Here is a 15218-nt window from a genome sequence, read left to right as displayed (position 1 = left end):
CCGGTCAGCCCCTCACGGGGTCGGAAACACGGAGCGGCAAGGGAAACGTGGCCGAACAGGTGGCAGCGCGCTGGAGTCCCGAGCAAGTCGCCGGGCTCGCGCCGGACCCGGCGTCGGCCAAGGCCGGGCGAGGGCTCGCGGCGCCGGCGAAGTGGTCGGGTGCGGGCGCTTCGGCGCGGGCGGTGTGGGGTTCGTGCAAGGGCAGTGGCGCGAAGCCGTACCGCACGGTGGTCGAGCTGGCGGGGCCGGCGTTCAAGTGCACGTGCCCGTCGCGGAAGTTCCCGTGCAAGCACGCGCTGGGGTTGCTGCTGCTGTGGTCGGCGGAGCAGGTGCCGTCCGCTGCCGAGGAGCCCGATGTCGCCACGTGGCTTGCCGAACGAGAGGCGCGGGCGTCGCGCGCGGAACGCAAACCGGACGCGCCGAAGGACCTGGAAGCCGCCGCCAAACGGGCGCAGGAGCGGCTCGCGCGCGTCACCGCGGGCGCGGCGGAGCTGCGCGGCTGGCTGACCGACCGTGTTGGTGCCGGCTTCGCGAGTTTCGAACGCAGTGCGTTCGAGGGCGGTGGTTTCGACGGCGGCGGCGGTTTCGGAGGCGGTGCTGAGCAGCTGCGCACAGTAGCCGCGCGGATGATCGACGCCCAGGCGCCGGGCCTGGCCGGCGGCCTCCGGCGCGCGGCCGGGCTGGTCGGGCGCGGCCGCGACTGGCCGGGTGACCTGCTGGCCGAGCTGTCGCTGCTGTACGTACTGGCGGGCGCGGCGCTGCGCCTGGACGAGCTGCCTTCGGCGCTGGCCGAAACCGTGCGCACGCGCCTGGGGTTCTCGGCTGGCACCGCGCAGGTGCTGGAGTCCGGTGAACGCGTCGCCGACCAGTGGCTCGTGACCGGCGCGGTCGACGACGAACAGGACAGCCTCCGCACCCGTCGCACCTGGCTGCGCGGCCGCCATTCGGGGCGCGTGGCGCTGGTCCTGTCCTTCGCCCCGCCCGGGCGGCCGTTGGACAGCTCGCTGCCCCCGGGCTACGTCGTCCCCGGCGAGCTCGCCTTCCACCCGGGCGCGCTGCCTTTGCGCGCGCTCGTCGCGGATCGCACCGCGGCCGTCCCGACCCCGGTCCCCCGCGGCGACACCGTCGCCGACGCCTTGGCGGCGTTCGCCGAGGCCCTCGCCGTGGACCCGTGGCTCGACCGCTGGCCCGTGCTCCTGTCCGACCTCACCCCCGCCCGCCACGACGGCGGCTGGGCCCTGTCTGATGTGGACGGTGCCGCCCTGCCCCTGCTGCCGGGCGTCGACCCGTGGCCCCTGCTCGCCCTCGCCGCGGAACACCCGGTGACCCTCGCGGCCGAACTGACCCCGGCCGGCCTGCGCCCCCTGACGTGCTGGCACCCGAACGGCGTGGTGCGCCTGTGACTTCGACACTGTGGGAGAGACCGGAAACCTTGGCACCGCAAGCACATCAGCCCGCGCCACGGCCGCACCCACGCCGGTCCGCTGTGCCGACGGCGCCGCCTTCGCGCCACGCGGACCCCGCCCCGCCAAGCCTTCGACCGAACGTCTCGACCGGCGGTCTGTCGCCAGTGCGCCCGACCAACCAGCCCAGGCCGGCAGCACACCCCGCAACCACGTGCCCGCCCGAGACCGGGAGCCGTCCGGCAGGCGCCGCCGGGCAACAACGGCCGGCGCGCCTGAACAATCAGCCCAGGCCGGCAGTGCACCCCGCAACCACCTGCCCGACCGAGTCCGAGCGCCGTCCCGCCAACGCAGCCGAGCAACGGTCCGCGGCGCGCGCGACCAACCAGCCCAGGCCGGCAGCACACCTCACAACCACCTGCCCGGCCAAGGCCGAACGCCGTCCAGCAGGCGCAGCCGAGCAACAGTTCCCCGCGCACCCAACCAAACAACCCAGGCCCGCACCGCACCCCGCAACCACCTTCCCGATCGAGACCGGGAGCCGTCCAGCAGACGCCGCCGGGCAACAACTGCCAGCGCACCCAACCAAACAACCCAGGCCCGCACCGCACCTCACAACCACGTACCCGATCGAGATCGGGAGCAGTCCAGCAGACGCCGCCGGGCAACAACTGCCAGCGCACCCAACCAAACAACCCAGGCCCGCACCGCACCTCACAACCACCTACCCGACCAAGGCCGGGAACCGTCCGGCACGCGCGGCCGCTCAACGATTCCCGACCCGCCCAGTCCGGCCAACCCGGCCGGCCACCGGCTCGGGAACGCATCTCCCGCAGCCGCACCCGCGCTCTACAGCGGCGACCGGCCGTTCCTCCGCGCCCACCATCGCCGCGGGGCGGGGCCCGGGTCGTCTGCAGGCGCGTGCCGGCGGAAAAGCCGAGAAGGTGGTGGGCCGATGAAGGCGTGGGAAGACCTCGTCGGCACGGCGTTGCTGGGCACGCGCCGCCGGAGTCTCGACGTGAGCGGGCTGCCGGACGAGGTGCGGGAGGTCGCGGGCAAGGCCGAAGACCAGGCAGACGCCGTGCTCGCCACCGCGGCGTTGCTCACCAACTACCGCCGTGCGGGCCGCCTCCCCGTGGCGAACGCGCGCCGCGAGGAGCCGGCCAAGCCCGACGGGCGGCGGTTCGTCTCGCCGCTCGCGCGGGAGCGGCTGGCGCGGTTGCTGCACGCGAACCGGCCCGAACTGCTCGAAGAGTGGCTGCACACGGCGGCCGGGCGGGGGTTGCGGGTGGGGCCGGAGCTGCTGCCGGCGCTGGCGGACGCGGCGCGGGCGCGGGTGTCGTTGCGGGCGCCGCTCGGGGAGGTGGCGGGGCCGGTCGGGGCGTGGCTGGGCGAGCGCAACACCGACTGGGCGTTCCTGGTCGCCGAGGTCGAGGACGACAGCGACGACGCCTGGCAGTTCGGCACTCCCGCACGGCGCCAGGCGTGGTTCGAACGGGCGCTCGCGCAGGATCCCGCGGCGGCGCGCGCGGCGCTCACGGCGACGTGGCGCACCGAGCCGGCCGACCTGCGCGCGGTGTTCCTCACGTTGCTGGGCCGCCACCTCACCCAGGACGACGAGCCGTTCCTCGACGCGGCCCTCTCCGACCGGGCGGCGGCGGTGCGCGACACCGCCGTGCGGCTGCTCGGCGGGCTGCCCGACACCGGGCTCGGCAAACGGATGGCGGCGCGGCTGCAGGAGTGCGTCACCGTGCGCAGCCGGTCGCTGCGGGCCGACGTCCTGCAGGTCACGCTGCCGGGGCCGGACGAGTCGCTGGTACGCGACGGCGTCCGCGTGCCCCACGGGCCCGGGCAGGACACCGCGCGGCTGCGGGCGATCATCGCCGCCACTCCGCTTGCCTTCTGGGCGGAGTTCGGCACGCCGGGCGACCTCGTGGGCATGCTCGTGGAGGGCTGCCCGCTCACCGTGGTGCGCGAAAGCTGGGCCACGGCGGCGATCCGGCAGCGCGACGAGGCGTGGGCGCAGGCGCTCGTGGAAGCCGAACCCGGCGGCCGGGCCACGGCGGCGCTCGTCGGTGTACTCGCGCCGGAGAAGCAGGCCGCCACCATCGCGAAGCTGGCGCGCGGCCTGAAGGTCGAAGCGCTCACGCGGCTGATCCTCGACCTGCCGCAACCGTGGCCCGAGGAGGTGGGCCGGGTGCTGCTCGACTGGGTCGCCGCGCAGCAGGACCACCGGCTGGTGGCCCACGCCGCCGCGCTCATCGCCAAAGCGGTGCCGCCGGGTTGCCTGCGCCACCGCCTGTCCCTGGTCCCCCAGCCCGGCGAAGCCGCCCCGTGGCGGCGCGCCGTGGCCGAAACCCTGACTTTCCGCCGCGAAATGCACGAGGAGCTCTCATGACGTCCGCAGTCCTCCGGCCCCACGCCGAGCAGGAGTACGCCGGTGAACTGGCCGCGCTGGCCGCGGCCGATGACCGCGCGAAGCCGCCGTCGTGGCTGCTCTCGCCGTGGGCCGTGGTCACGTACCTGCTGGGCGGCACGCTGCCCGACGGCACCGAGATCAGCCCGAAGTACGTCGGCCCGCGCCGCCTGATCGAGGTCGCCGTCGCCACGCTCGCCACCGACCGCGCGCTGCTGCTGCTCGGCGTGCCGGGCACCGCCAAGACGTGGGTGTCGGAGCACCTCGCCGCCGCGATCAGCGGCGACTCCACGCTGCTCGTGCAGGGCACGGCGGGCACCGCCGAAGAACAGATCCGCTACGGCTGGAACTACGCGCGCCTGATCGCCGAGGGCCCGAGCGAACAGGCGCTCGTGGAAAGCCCCATCCTGCGCGCGATGCGCGACGGCAAGGTGGCCCGCCTCGAGGAGCTCACCCGCATCCCGGCCGACGTGCAGGACTCGCTGATCACCGTCCTGTCGGAGAAAACCCTGCCCGTGCCCGAACTCGGCACCGAGGTTCAAGCACGCCCCGGTTTCACGCTCGTGGCCACCGCCAACAACCGCGACAAGGGCGTGAACGAGCTGTCGAGCGCGTTGCGCCGCCGGTTCAACACGGTGGTGCTGCCGCTGCCCGACACCGCCGAGGCCGAGGTGGAGATCGTCAGCCGCCGGGTCGCGCAGCTGGGCGCCTCGCTCGCGCTGCCCGCCGAAGCGGCCGAGCTGACCGAGATCCGCCGCGTCGTCACGGTGTTCCGCGAGCTGCGCGCCGGCCGCACCGAGGACGGGCGCACGGCGGTCAAGACCCCGTCGGGCACGCTGTCCACAGCCGAGGCGATCAGCGTGCTCACCGGCGGGCTCGCGCTCGCCGCGCACTTCGGCGACGGCGTGCTGCGGGCGCAGGACGTCGCGGCCGGCATCCACGGCGCCGTGGTGAAGGACCCGGTCGCCGACCGCGCGATCTGGATCGAGTACCTCGAAACCGTGGTCCGCGAACGCGACGGCTGGGCCGACTTCTACCGCGCCGGGCAGGAGATCAGCGGATGACCACGCACCTGCTCGGGATCCGGCACCACGGGCCGGGTTCGGCTCGGGCGGTGGCCGCGAGGCTCGCCGAGCTGGAGCCCGACGTGGTGCTCATCGAGGGCCCGCCCGAAGCCGACCAGCTCGTGGGCCTGGCGGCCGACGAGGACATGCGGCCGCCCGTCGCGTTGCTCGCGTACGCCGCCGACGACGTGTCGCGCGCGGCGTTCTGGCCGTTCGCGGTGTTCAGCCCCGAGTGGCAGGCCCTGCGCTACGCCGCGGAAGCCGGGGTGCCGGTGCGGTTCTGCGACCTGCCGGCCACGCACCAGTTCGCGCTCGGCGACGAGGACCGCGTGCCGCGCACCGACCCCCTCGCCGAGCTGGCAGCCGCGGGCGGGTACGACGACCCCGAGCGGTGGTGGGACGACGTCGTGGAGTCGCGGCGCGGCGGGGAGTCGCCATTTGAGGTGATCGCGGAGGCGATGACCGCGCTGCGCGAGGACGAACGCACCGAGGACCTCCACGAGCAGCGCCGCGAGGCGTACATGCGCGGTGTGCTCCGCAAGACGCGTAAGGAAGGCTTCGAGCGCATCGCCGTGGTGTGCGGCGCGTGGCACGTACCGGCGCTGGCCGATCCCCTGCCGCCGGCGACCCGGGACCAGACCGTCCTCAAAGGACTGCCGAAGCGCAAGGTCGTGTGCACGTGGGTGCCGTGGACCCACGGCCGGCTCGCCACGGCGAGCGGCTACGGCGCGGGCGTGCGCTCGCCCGGCTGGTACCACCACCTGTTCACCACGGCCGACGACGTCACCGCGCGCTGGCTCACCGCCGTGGCCGGGGTGCTGCGCGAGGAGGACCTGCCGGTCTCGACGGCGCACGTAATCGAGGCGGTGCGGCTGGCGGAAACGCTGGCGGCGCTGCGCGGCAGGTCCTCGGCGGGCCTGGCGGAGGTCGACGCCGCCACGCGCTCGGTGCTGTGCTCGGGCGACGACGTGCAGGCGGACCTCGTCACGCGCAAGCTCGTGGTCGGCGAACGACTCGGCGAAGTCCCCGAAAGCGTGCCGCAGGCTCCGCTCGCGGCTGACCTGATCGCGACCGCGCGCCGGCTGCGGCTCAAACGCGAGCCGACCGCGCGCGAGCTCGATCTCGACCTGCGCACGCCCGGCGGCCTCGACCGCTCGCGGCTGCTGCACCGGCTCAGGCTGCTCGACATCCCTTGGGGCAGCCCGGAAATCTCGGCGACACGCAGCAAGGGCACCTTCCGCGAGACGTGGACGCTGTGCTGGGAGCCGGGCTTCGAGGTCGACCTGGTCGCGGCCGCCGTGCACGGCACCACCGTCGCCTCGGCGGCGTCCGACCGCGTGCGCGAGGCGATGGCCGGCAAGCCGCCGCTCGCCGACATCACCACGGCCGTGGAGGGCTGCCTGCTCGCCGGTCTCGGCGACGCGCTGCCGGAGGTGCTGACCGCACTCGACGTCCGCGCGGCTGCCGACACCGACGTCGCCGACCTCATGACCTCACTGCCCCCGCTGGCCCGGTCCACCCGCTACGGCGATGTGCGCGGAACCGACATCGCGCAGCTGCGGGAGGTCGCGGACCGCCTGCTCACCCGCGTGTGCGCCGGGCTGCCGCCGGCCGTCCACGGCATCGACGACGACGCGGCCCGGAAGTTCTGCGACCTGATCGACAACATCCACGAAGCCACGACCCTCCTGGGCGACGCGGCGCGCGAACGCTGGCTCACCGCGCTGCGCAAGCTCGCCGGCCGCGACTCCCTGCCGTCGTTGCTCGCCGGCCGCATCGTGCGGCTGCTGCACGACGCCGACCTGTTCGACAGCGCGGAGGTCGAGCTGCGCCTCGGCCGCGCGCTCACCCCGGGTGTCGAGCCGGCCGCGGGTGCGGCCTACGTCGAGGGCTTCTTCGCCGGCGGCGCGCTCCTGCTGGTCCACGACGAGCGCATGCTGCGGGTCGTCGACACCTGGCTGGGCACCATCCCGTCCGACGTGTTCACCGAGGTGCTTCCCTTGCTGCGCCGCACTTTCGGCGCCTTCGCGGGACCGGAGAAACGCGCCATCGGCGAACGCGCCGCCACCCTCTCCGGCGGCGCCCCCGCGACTCGCCTCGCCGCCGACGAGCTGGACGAGATCCGCGCCCGCAGTGCCCTGCCCGTGCTCGCGACCCTTCTCGGAGCAGCGTCATGACCACCCCGGACCCCGATCGTCTGCGCCGCTGGCGCCTCGTGCTCGGCGGTGGCGAGGACGGCACCGGCCGCTCGCTGTCCGAAGAGGACAGTGGCCTCGACGCCGTGCTCGCGGCCCTCTACGACCGGCCCGACGAGCCCGTCCGCTCGGGCGACCGCCGCGGCGCGACCCTCAACTCCTCGGCGCCGCGCGTCGCCCGCTGGCTCGGCGACATCCGGCGGTACTTTCCGGGTTCGGTCGTGCAGGTGATGCAGCGCGACGCCGTCGACCGGCTCGGCCTCACCCGCATGCTGATGGAGCCGGAGCTGCTGAGCGCGGTCGAACCCGACGTGCACCTGGTCGGCACGCTGCTGTCGCTCAACGGCGTGCTGCCCGAGGAGACGAAGGAGACGGCGCGCTCGGTCGTGCGCACCGTGGTGGCCGAGCTCGAGGAGCGCCTGGCCGAACCCACGCGCGCGGCGATCCGGGGCGCGCTCGACCGCGCAGCCCGCACGCAGCGCCCGCGGGCCGCGGACATCGACTGGGCCCGCACCGTACGCACGAACCTGAAGCACTACTCCCCCGAGCTGAAGACCATCGTGCCCGAGCGGCTGGTCGGCTTCGGCCGGCGCGAGCTCAGCGTGCAGCGCGAAGTGATCCTCGCCGTGGACCAGTCGGGGTCGATGGCGGAGTCGGTGGTGTACTCGGGCCTGTTCGGTGCCGTGCTGGCGTCCATGCGGGCGCTGAGCACGAAGTTCGTCGCCTTCGACACGGCCGTGGTGGACCTCACCGAGCACCTCGACGACCCCGTCGAGCTCCTCTTCGGCACCCAGCTCGGCGGCGGCACCGACATCAACCGCGCCATCACCTACTGCCAGGGCCTCGTCGAACGCCCTGAGCAGACGCTGCTGGTGCTCATCAGCGACCTCTACGAAGGCGGCGTGCGCGACGAGCTGCTGCGCCGCGTCGGCGAGCTGGTCGGCTCGGGCGTGCAGGTCGTGACCCTGCTGGCGTTGTCGGATTCCGGCGCGCCGTTCTACGACCACGAGAACGCCGCCGCGCTGGCCGAGCTCGGCGTGCCGGCCTTCGCGTGCACCCCGGACTTGTTCCCCGAGCTGATGGCCGCGGCGCTGCGCCGCGAGGACCTCGGCCGCTGGGTGAGCGCCGCCACCGCGACCGGGGATTAAACCGACCGGTCATCTGGTTGAAAAAGACAGAACGAGACTTCGAAGAGAGGACGGGTAACCATGAAGGTTCGCGCGTCGGTCAGGTCGCTGGCTCGCCAGCAGGGGGCCCAGGTCATCCGCAGGCACGGCAAGATCCTCGTGATCAACCGCGACAACCCGCGGAACAAGGCTCGCCAGGGCTGAGCTGCACAGCGTCGGGCGCCATCCACCTCAGGTGGGTGGCGCCCCTTTTTTACGCTCAGAGTGCGCTCAGGCCGGCGTCGGGATGCGTTCGTCCGCCCGGCGGAAGGCCATGACACCGTCGTCGAGACGGTTGAGACGCATGTCGGCCAGGTCCAGCAGGTAGTTCTGGCGCATCACCCACGGGCGGCGGTCGCCTTGTTTCGGCAGGGCCGAGGTGGCGCGTTTGATGTAGCCCGACATCAGGTCGACGACCGGACGCAGGCCCGTGGTCGGGGCGCGGCCCGGGTCGGGGGCGCAGGCGACGTAGCCGTGGCGGTCCATGTGCGAGATCAGCCGGCAAACGTACTGCGAGGCGAGGTCGGCGCGCAGGGTCCACGAGTTGTTGGTGTAGCCCACGCACCACGCCAGGTTGGGGATGCCGCCGAACATCATGCCTTTGTAGACGAGCTGCTCGCCCGGCTTGATGGCCCGGCCGTCGACGGTCAACGCGACCTGGCCGAACGCGACCACGCGCAGGCCGGTCGCGGTGACGATGACGTCGGCGGGCAGCTCACGGCCGGACTCCAGCTGGATGCCGCCCGGGGTGAAGCGGGTGATGTGGTCGGTGACCACGTCGGCCTTGCCGCTGCGCAGGGCGCGGAACAGATCGGCGTCGGGCACCAGGCACAGACGCTGGTCCCACGGGTTGTAGGCGGGCACGAAGTGCGGGTCGACGGGGATCGACGGTGGCAGCTGCTTCGCCACGCCGTCGCGCAGCACCGCGGCCGCGCGCTCGGGCAGGCGGCGCATGAGCTGGAAGAACAACGTGCCCATCACCACGTTCTTGCCACGCACCAGCCGGTGCGCCAGGTTCTCCGGCAGCACGGCCCGCAGGCGGTCGGCGAGCGCGTCGGCGCCGGGCCGCGCGACGACGTAGCTCGGCGAGCGCTGCAGCATGGTCACCGAAGCCGCTTCGGGCGCCATCGCCGGCACCAGCGTCACGGCGGTGGCGCCGCTGCCGATCACCACCACGTTCTTGCCCGCGTAGTCCAGATCCGCGGGCCAGTGCTGCGGGTGCACGATCTCGCCGGCGAAGTCCTCGCGGCCCGGGAAGTCGACGACGTGGCCGCTGTCGTAACTGTAGTAGCCGCTGCACAGGTACAGGAATGAGCAGGTGAACGTGACCGGCTCGCCGTCGTGCTCGGCCTCGACCGTCCAGCTCGCTTCGGCCGAGGACCACGAAGCGGACACCACACGGTGCCCGAAGCGGATGTGGCGCTCGACGCCGTAGGCCTCGGCCGTGGCGCGGATGTAGCTGAGGATCGACGGACCGTCGGCGATGGCCTTCGGGTCCTTCCACGGCCGGAACGGGTAACCGAGCGTGAACATGTCCGAGTCGGACCGGATGCCCGGGTAGCGGAAGAGGTCCCAGGTCCCGCCGATCGAGTCGCGGGCCTCCAGGATCGCGTACGTCTTGCCGGGAGTCCGCAGCTGGAGGCGGCACGCCGCCCCGATCCCGGACAACCCCGCGCCCACCACGAGGACATCGACGTGCGTGGCGATCGTGATCACTCTCCCCGGCTCGAGCGTGTTCCCGGGATCGTACCGTCGGAAGGCCCTGTCGGCCGGGCCCGGGCAGAACGAGATTCGGAAGTGGGGCCCTGCCGGGCCGGGCGGGGAATCACCGGCCCGGCAGGGAAACCTTGGGTCAGCGCGGCAGGTGGACCACCTGCGTCGCGCCGAAGGTGCCCTTCAGCGGGACCTCCACGGTCTGGCGCCGCACCGTCACCCGCACGCTGTCCTGCGTCTGCGTCGGATCCGAGACGGCGAGCTGCCAGCCCGAGCCGCTGCGCCCCAGGGCCACGGAAGCCGGACCTGAGACAGTCACCTCATCTACAGTATCCGCCTTGTAGAAGTTTGCGAGCAGTGTGTTGTCCCACAGCCGAATCGCCTGAACGGCGGCTGTGTTCGCCCGCACTCGCCACGCGAGCACCGACGCGACGGTGCTCACGACCGAAGCCGCGGGCAACACCGCGTACGCGTATTTCGCGTCCGACGGATTCACTCCGTGCTCGATCACGAGCTTCTGGTAACGCCGTGTGTACGGATCGGTCGTGCCCTTGGTGTTCGCGCCCGTGTCGATGTCACGCCACGCGCCGGTGCGGTCCTCGCGCAGCGCGGTGACGTCGGCCTTGTCGAGCAGCACGTAGCCGGCGACGTCGTCGAGGTGCAGCCAGCGCGGGTTGCGCAGCGACGCCGTGCGGCCCAGCGCGGACGAGACGAGCCGCGCGTCGGCCAGCAGCGTGCCCCGGCCGTTCTCCCCCAGCTTGCGGTTCTCGATCGTGGTCCGCACCTGCTGCCCCGACGTGTCGGTGATCCCCGCGCCGAGGCACACGACGCCCGCCGGCGTGAAGAACCACGACTTCTTCGCGGTCAGCGTGCCGTCCAGCGACACGAAGTCGAAAGCGTACGCACCGTGGCGCGCGTCCCAGCGCACGCCGCCGACGTGGGCCTTGGTCGACATCGGCGTGGACTGCAGCGCACCCGTCGGCCCGGCTTTCGTGGTGGCACCGGGCAGCAGCAGCGGGTCGACGGTCGGCCAGTACGCGTCGGAGTAGTGCCCCTTGGCCTTCGGCAGGAACAGGTACAGCACACCGTCGCCGACGTACCAGCCGTGCTGGTTCATGCCGTTGATCGACTCGTAGCGCGAGATCCGCGTGGATCCCACGGCGAGCGAGCTCGACCAGCCCTCGGTCACGTGCAGCATCCGGTCCTGCTGGCCGAAGATCCGGTGTGTGGCCGTGATCGGCGTCGGCCGCACGTGGGTCGCGAGCATCTCCTGCGCGAACTCGATGCCTGGCGTCGCCACGAGGTCCGGGCCCGGCGCGAACCGCTCCGGGTCGGGGATCTCCAGGAACGGCGCGTACGTGCCTTCGGAGATCCACTTCGCCGCGAGGCCCGACAGCTCGGTCTTGGCTGCGCCGGTGGCCGAGCGCGCCAGCAGGAGCGTGGCGACGGTGAGCTGGTGGCCGATGTCGTGGCCGGTCTCGCCCTGGCGCGAGAGCATCCGCCCGCGCACCGGCTCCATCAGCGCGCCCGCGTAGACGAACGGCGCGAACGTGTCGGGCACCAGCGCGTAGATCTTCTGCTTGAGGTCCTCGGGCAGCGCGTACTCGGTGCCTTCGGTCACGTGGATCGCGCCGGAGAGCGCGGTCAGCAGCACGATGCCGTAGTGCCCGGGGTACGGGATGGTGTCGTGCTGGATGAACGAGCCGTCCACGTGGAAGCCGTCGCTGCCCGCCTTGTCCAGCTTGGCCACGAGGCTCGCCGCACCGCCGCCGGCGACGTCGGTGAGCGCGTCGATGCCCGTCTTGATCCACGCGGTGTCGCCGATGAGCGCGCCGGAGACGATCGAGATCAGGGCCTTGTCGGCCCGGTTGGCGCCGGTCTCGACGGTGCTCGGGCTGTTTGCCCGCACGTTGGGGTTGCCCACGAACCGCTTGATCGGGCTGACGTAGCGCGCGAGCTCGTCGGCCGTCAGCTCGTCGGCGACCGTGACGAGGGTGTGCAGCACGTAGTACGGCACGCCGATCTCGTAGGTGTACCAGTTGCCGATCTCGCCGACCTGCGGGTTGTACTGGCTCGCGTAGATCAGCTCGAGCGCCTTCTTGATGCGGTCAAGCACCTGCGGGTCACCCGAGAGCGTGCCGCCCGGGGTGCCCCAGTCCACGGCGATCGCCCTCAGCCGCGCGTACATCGAGGTGGTGTAGTCACTGCCCGGCCCGAGTGGCAGGTCGGTCCACAGTGGACCGCCGGTGACGGTCATCGTGTCGTTGTAGGCCTTCGCGACGCGGCCGAGGTTCTTCAGCGCGGCCGTGCGCTCGGGCGAAGGCCGGTTGATCCCGGTCTGCATCTCGCGGTAGCCGACCACGATCGCTTTCAGCGGATCCGTGGCGGTGCCGTTCGCGGCGGACCCGGTCTCGGCGGGCGCGGGACCCGCCGCGAAGGCCGGGTGCGCGGCGGCGGTCAGGGCCACCGAGGCGGCCGCGACGGCGCCGCCGCGCAGGGCAGTTCTCCGGTTTACGGGCATGACAATGCCTCCCAGGATCAAGACGTCCTTGGCTTGCGGGATTTTCGGGGAAGGGAATTCAGTTGTGGTTGCGCAGCGGGAAAACGGTCAGCGCGCTCCGTCCGTGCGCCTCGGCAGCTGCCACGGGTTCTGCTCCTGCAGCGGCTCGGGCAGCAGCGCGTCGGGGAAGCCCTGCCACGCGACCGGGCGCAGGAACCGCTCGATGGCGGCGGTGCCGACCGACGTGGTGGTGGGCGCCGTGGTGGCCGGGTACGGGCCGCCGTGCTGCTGCGCCCAGCTCACCGTGACGCCGGTGGGCCAGTCGTTCCACAGCAGCCGCCCGGCGAGGCGGGTCAGCGAAGGCAGCAGCGGGCGGACGTAGTCGGCCTCGTCGTCCTCGCCCTGCACCGTCGCGGTCAGGCCCGGCTCCAGCGTGTCGAGCACGCCGATGAGCTCGTCGGCGTCGCTGTAGGTGACGATCAGCGACGCGGGACCGAAGTGCTCCTCCCGCACCGCTTCCCCGCCGGCCAGGAACTCCTTGGCCGTGGTCGAGAGCAGGCTCGGGGTGAACGACTCGCCCTGGTGCGTGCCGTCGACGACCGTGGTCACACCCGGAGCCTGGCGCAGCTCGGAGAGCTTGTGCGCGAAGCCCTGCGCGATGCGCTCGTTGAGCATCGGCTGCCCGGCGACGGCGCCGACGGCCTCGCGCAGCACGTCGTCCAGACCGTGGCCTTCGGGCAGGAACAGCAGGCCCGGCTTCGTGCAGAACTGTCCGGCACCGAGGCTGAACGACCCCGCGTACGCCTTCGCCACGGCCTCGCCGCGCTGGGCGACCGCGCCCGGCGTGACGACGACCGGATTCACGCTGCCGAGCTCGCCGTAGAACGGGATCGGCGTGGGCCGCGAGACGGCGATGTCGAACAGCGCGCGCCCGCCCGGCACCGAGCCGGTGAACGACGCGGCCTGGACGCGCGGGTCCTTGAGCGCGGTCACACCCTGCTCGAATCCGTGGATCACGGCGAACGCGCCCGCGGGCGCACCGGCGGCGGCGAGCGCGCCGACGACGATCTCGCCCGTGCGCGTGGACAGCTCCTCGTGGCCCGGATGCGCCTTGAGGATCACCGGACAGCCCGCGGCCAGCGCGGACGCGGTGTCGCCACCCGCGACGCTGAACGCGAACGGGAAGTTGCTGGCCGCGAACACCAGCGTCGGGCCGATCGGCACGAGCACGCGGCGGATGTCGGGGCGCGGGCCCATGGGCCACTCGGCGTCGGCGTGGTCGACGGTGGCCCCGAGGAACGCGCCGTCGCGCAGGACCTGGCCGAACAAGCGCAGCTGGAACGTGGTGCGGGCGAGCTCGCCCTTCAGCCGCGGCACGGCGGGCAGGTGGGTCTCGGTGTGGGCGAGGGCGATCAGCTCCTCGGCTTCGGCGTCAAGAGCGTCGGCGGCGGCTTCGAGCCAGCCGGCGCGTTCGGTGGGCGTGCTCGCCGCGAACGGGCGGGCGGCCGCGGCGGCGGCGGCGAGGGTGCGCTCGAGCTCCGGTGCGGAGGTTTCTCGGCTCATGGTGGAACGTGTCTCCTCGGTGGATCGCTCAGGTTCAGGCACGGTTCAGGGCAGGCTGCGTGCGGCCGCCGTGGCCGCGTGCAGGTCCGGCCACCGGCCGGGACCCGCCAAGCCCAGATGGTAGAGGTGCAGCTCGGCCGCGCCGGCCTTGCCGAGCTCGGTGACGTACGCCGCGACGTCGGGCACGGGGCTCGCGGCGACGGCGGTGATGTAGCTGCCCACCACCACGTCCTCCGGCAGCGCCCGCCGGGCCGCGGCCACGGCGTCGACGCTGCCCTGGCCCGGCGCCCAGTTCTGCAGCACGACCACGGCGGCGTCCGCGGCCGCGGTCGGCGTGAGGCCCGGCAGCGCACCGGTGACCCACGGGTCGAGCGCGCCGTGCAGCACGATCCGCATGCCCGGTTCCAGCTCGGCCAGCACCGCGGCCCGCAACGCGTCGGTGGCGCGGTGGCGCCCGGCGAGCACGGTGTCCTTGAGCACGACGGGCAGCCGGTCCTCGGTGACGGTGAGGTCGGCCGTGTCGAGCAGCCGGCGGACCTCCGTGCGCAGCGTCGCGCGCACCTCGGCGGCGTCCAAACCGGTCCAGCCTTCGGCGCACGCGTCGCAGCAGCAGATCGACAGCAGGCGCGCCACGGCGGGCGCCCACACGCCGTCGGTCTTCTCGTGCTGGTGCTGGTGCACCGCGCCGAGCGGGCCGCACGCCTCGAGGATCACCGACGAAAGCTCCAGCCCCGCCACGGCCTCGGCGGTCAGCGTGGCCGCGTACTCGCGCACGGCAGGCTGGGCCGGACACAGTGCCCAAGGGTAGGACTCGCCGAAGCAGTTGCGCACGGTGTACTGCGGGAAAGCCGTGCCCAGCCGGGAATTGTGCGTAAGCACGATCCAGGCAGCGGCGCGAATCCCCGCGGTGTTGAGCAGGCGCACGGCGTCGCCGCCGCTGTCGGGCCGCGCGACCCAGTCCGGAGTGGACGGACGCAGTTCCCTGCCCTGCCACGCTTCTTCACGAACGGGCCGGTAGCTCGCCGCCGTGCGAGCGATCACCGAGGTGCGCTCGGCGGAGTACGGCGTGGCGGCCCGGGCGCTGTGGTAGGTCAGCGCCACGGCGACCTCGTCCACCTCCAGGTCCTGCACGCGCTCCACGAAACCGGGGTCGCCGAGGACGTCCCAGGAGTACGCGTATCCAGTCACCTTCACGGGG

At 72.9% G+C, this 15218-nt stretch carries 10 protein-coding genes; 6 read left to right on the top strand and 4 right to left on the bottom strand.

Going from position 1 to position 15218, the window contains the following annotated elements; translation table 11 throughout:
- Positions 1-47: 47 nt before the first annotated feature.
- From AB0383_RS41000 to rpmJ, 6 genes are all read left to right on the top strand, one after another.
- Positions 48-1403 (top strand): SWIM zinc finger family protein, encoded by a 1356-nt coding sequence (locus tag AB0383_RS41000; protein ID WP_364177559.1) that lies wholly within the window; start codon positions 48-50, stop codon positions 1401-1403.
- Between the two features lie 955 nt (positions 1404-2358).
- Positions 2359-3801, top strand: a complete 1443-nt coding sequence (locus AB0383_RS40995; RefSeq protein ID WP_366190135.1) for a DUF5691 domain-containing protein — start codon at positions 2359-2361, stop codon at positions 3799-3801.
- A complete protein-coding gene (locus tag AB0383_RS40990) occupies positions 3798-4883 on the top strand; it encodes an AAA family ATPase (protein ID WP_364177563.1) in 1086 nt (361 codons plus the stop codon). The genes AB0383_RS40995 and AB0383_RS40990 overlap by 4 nt, the downstream gene beginning before the upstream one ends.
- Positions 4880-7060 carry a DUF5682 family protein gene (locus AB0383_RS40985; protein WP_366190134.1) on the top strand — a complete coding sequence of 727 codons (2181 nt, stop codon included), beginning with the start codon at positions 4880-4882 and terminating at the stop codon, positions 7058-7060. Before AB0383_RS40990 ends, AB0383_RS40985 begins: the two co-directional genes overlap by 4 nt.
- The gene (locus tag AB0383_RS40980; protein WP_366190133.1) at positions 7057-8226 is read left to right on the top strand and encodes a VWA domain-containing protein; all 1170 of its coding nucleotides are present in this window, start codon (positions 7057-7059) and stop codon (positions 8224-8226) included. Before AB0383_RS40985 ends, AB0383_RS40980 begins: the two co-directional genes overlap by 4 nt.
- A gap of 60 nt (positions 8227-8286) precedes the next feature.
- Positions 8287-8409 carry a 50S ribosomal protein L36 gene (rpmJ, locus tag AB0383_RS40975; protein WP_220241881.1) on the top strand — a complete coding sequence of 41 codons (123 nt, stop codon included), beginning with the start codon at positions 8287-8289 and terminating at the stop codon, positions 8407-8409.
- Positions 8410-8475: 66 nt separating this feature from the next.
- On the opposite strand, the gene AB0383_RS40970 is transcribed toward rpmJ, so the two are convergent.
- The 4 genes from AB0383_RS40970 to AB0383_RS40955 all read right to left on the bottom strand — a co-directional run bounded on the left by AB0383_RS40970 (position 8476) and on the right by AB0383_RS40955 (position 15214).
- Complete coding sequence (locus AB0383_RS40970) at positions 8476-9951, bottom strand: NAD(P)/FAD-dependent oxidoreductase (protein WP_366190165.1); 1476 nt, start codon at positions 9949-9951, stop codon at positions 8476-8478.
- Positions 9952-10096: 145 nt separating this feature from the next.
- A complete protein-coding gene (locus tag AB0383_RS40965; RefSeq protein ID WP_366190132.1) occupies positions 10097-12478 on the bottom strand; it encodes a polysaccharide lyase 8 family protein in 2382 nt (793 codons plus the stop codon).
- Positions 12479-12565: 87 nt separating this feature from the next.
- Complete coding sequence (locus AB0383_RS40960) at positions 12566-14062, bottom strand: aldehyde dehydrogenase (NADP(+)) (protein ID WP_364177574.1); 1497 nt, start codon at positions 14060-14062, stop codon at positions 12566-12568.
- 3 nt (positions 14063-14065) lie between these two features.
- Positions 14066-15214, bottom strand: a complete 1149-nt coding sequence (locus AB0383_RS40955; protein WP_366190131.1) for a hypothetical protein — start codon at positions 15212-15214, stop codon at positions 14066-14068.
- Positions 15215-15218 lie beyond the last annotated feature (4 nt).

The sequence above is a fragment of the Amycolatopsis sp. NPDC051373 genome, from assembly GCF_040689465.1.
Taxonomy (GTDB): Bacteria; Actinomycetota; Actinomycetes; order Mycobacteriales; family Pseudonocardiaceae; genus Amycolatopsis.
This window is presented reverse-complemented; position numbering and strand designations above follow the sequence as displayed.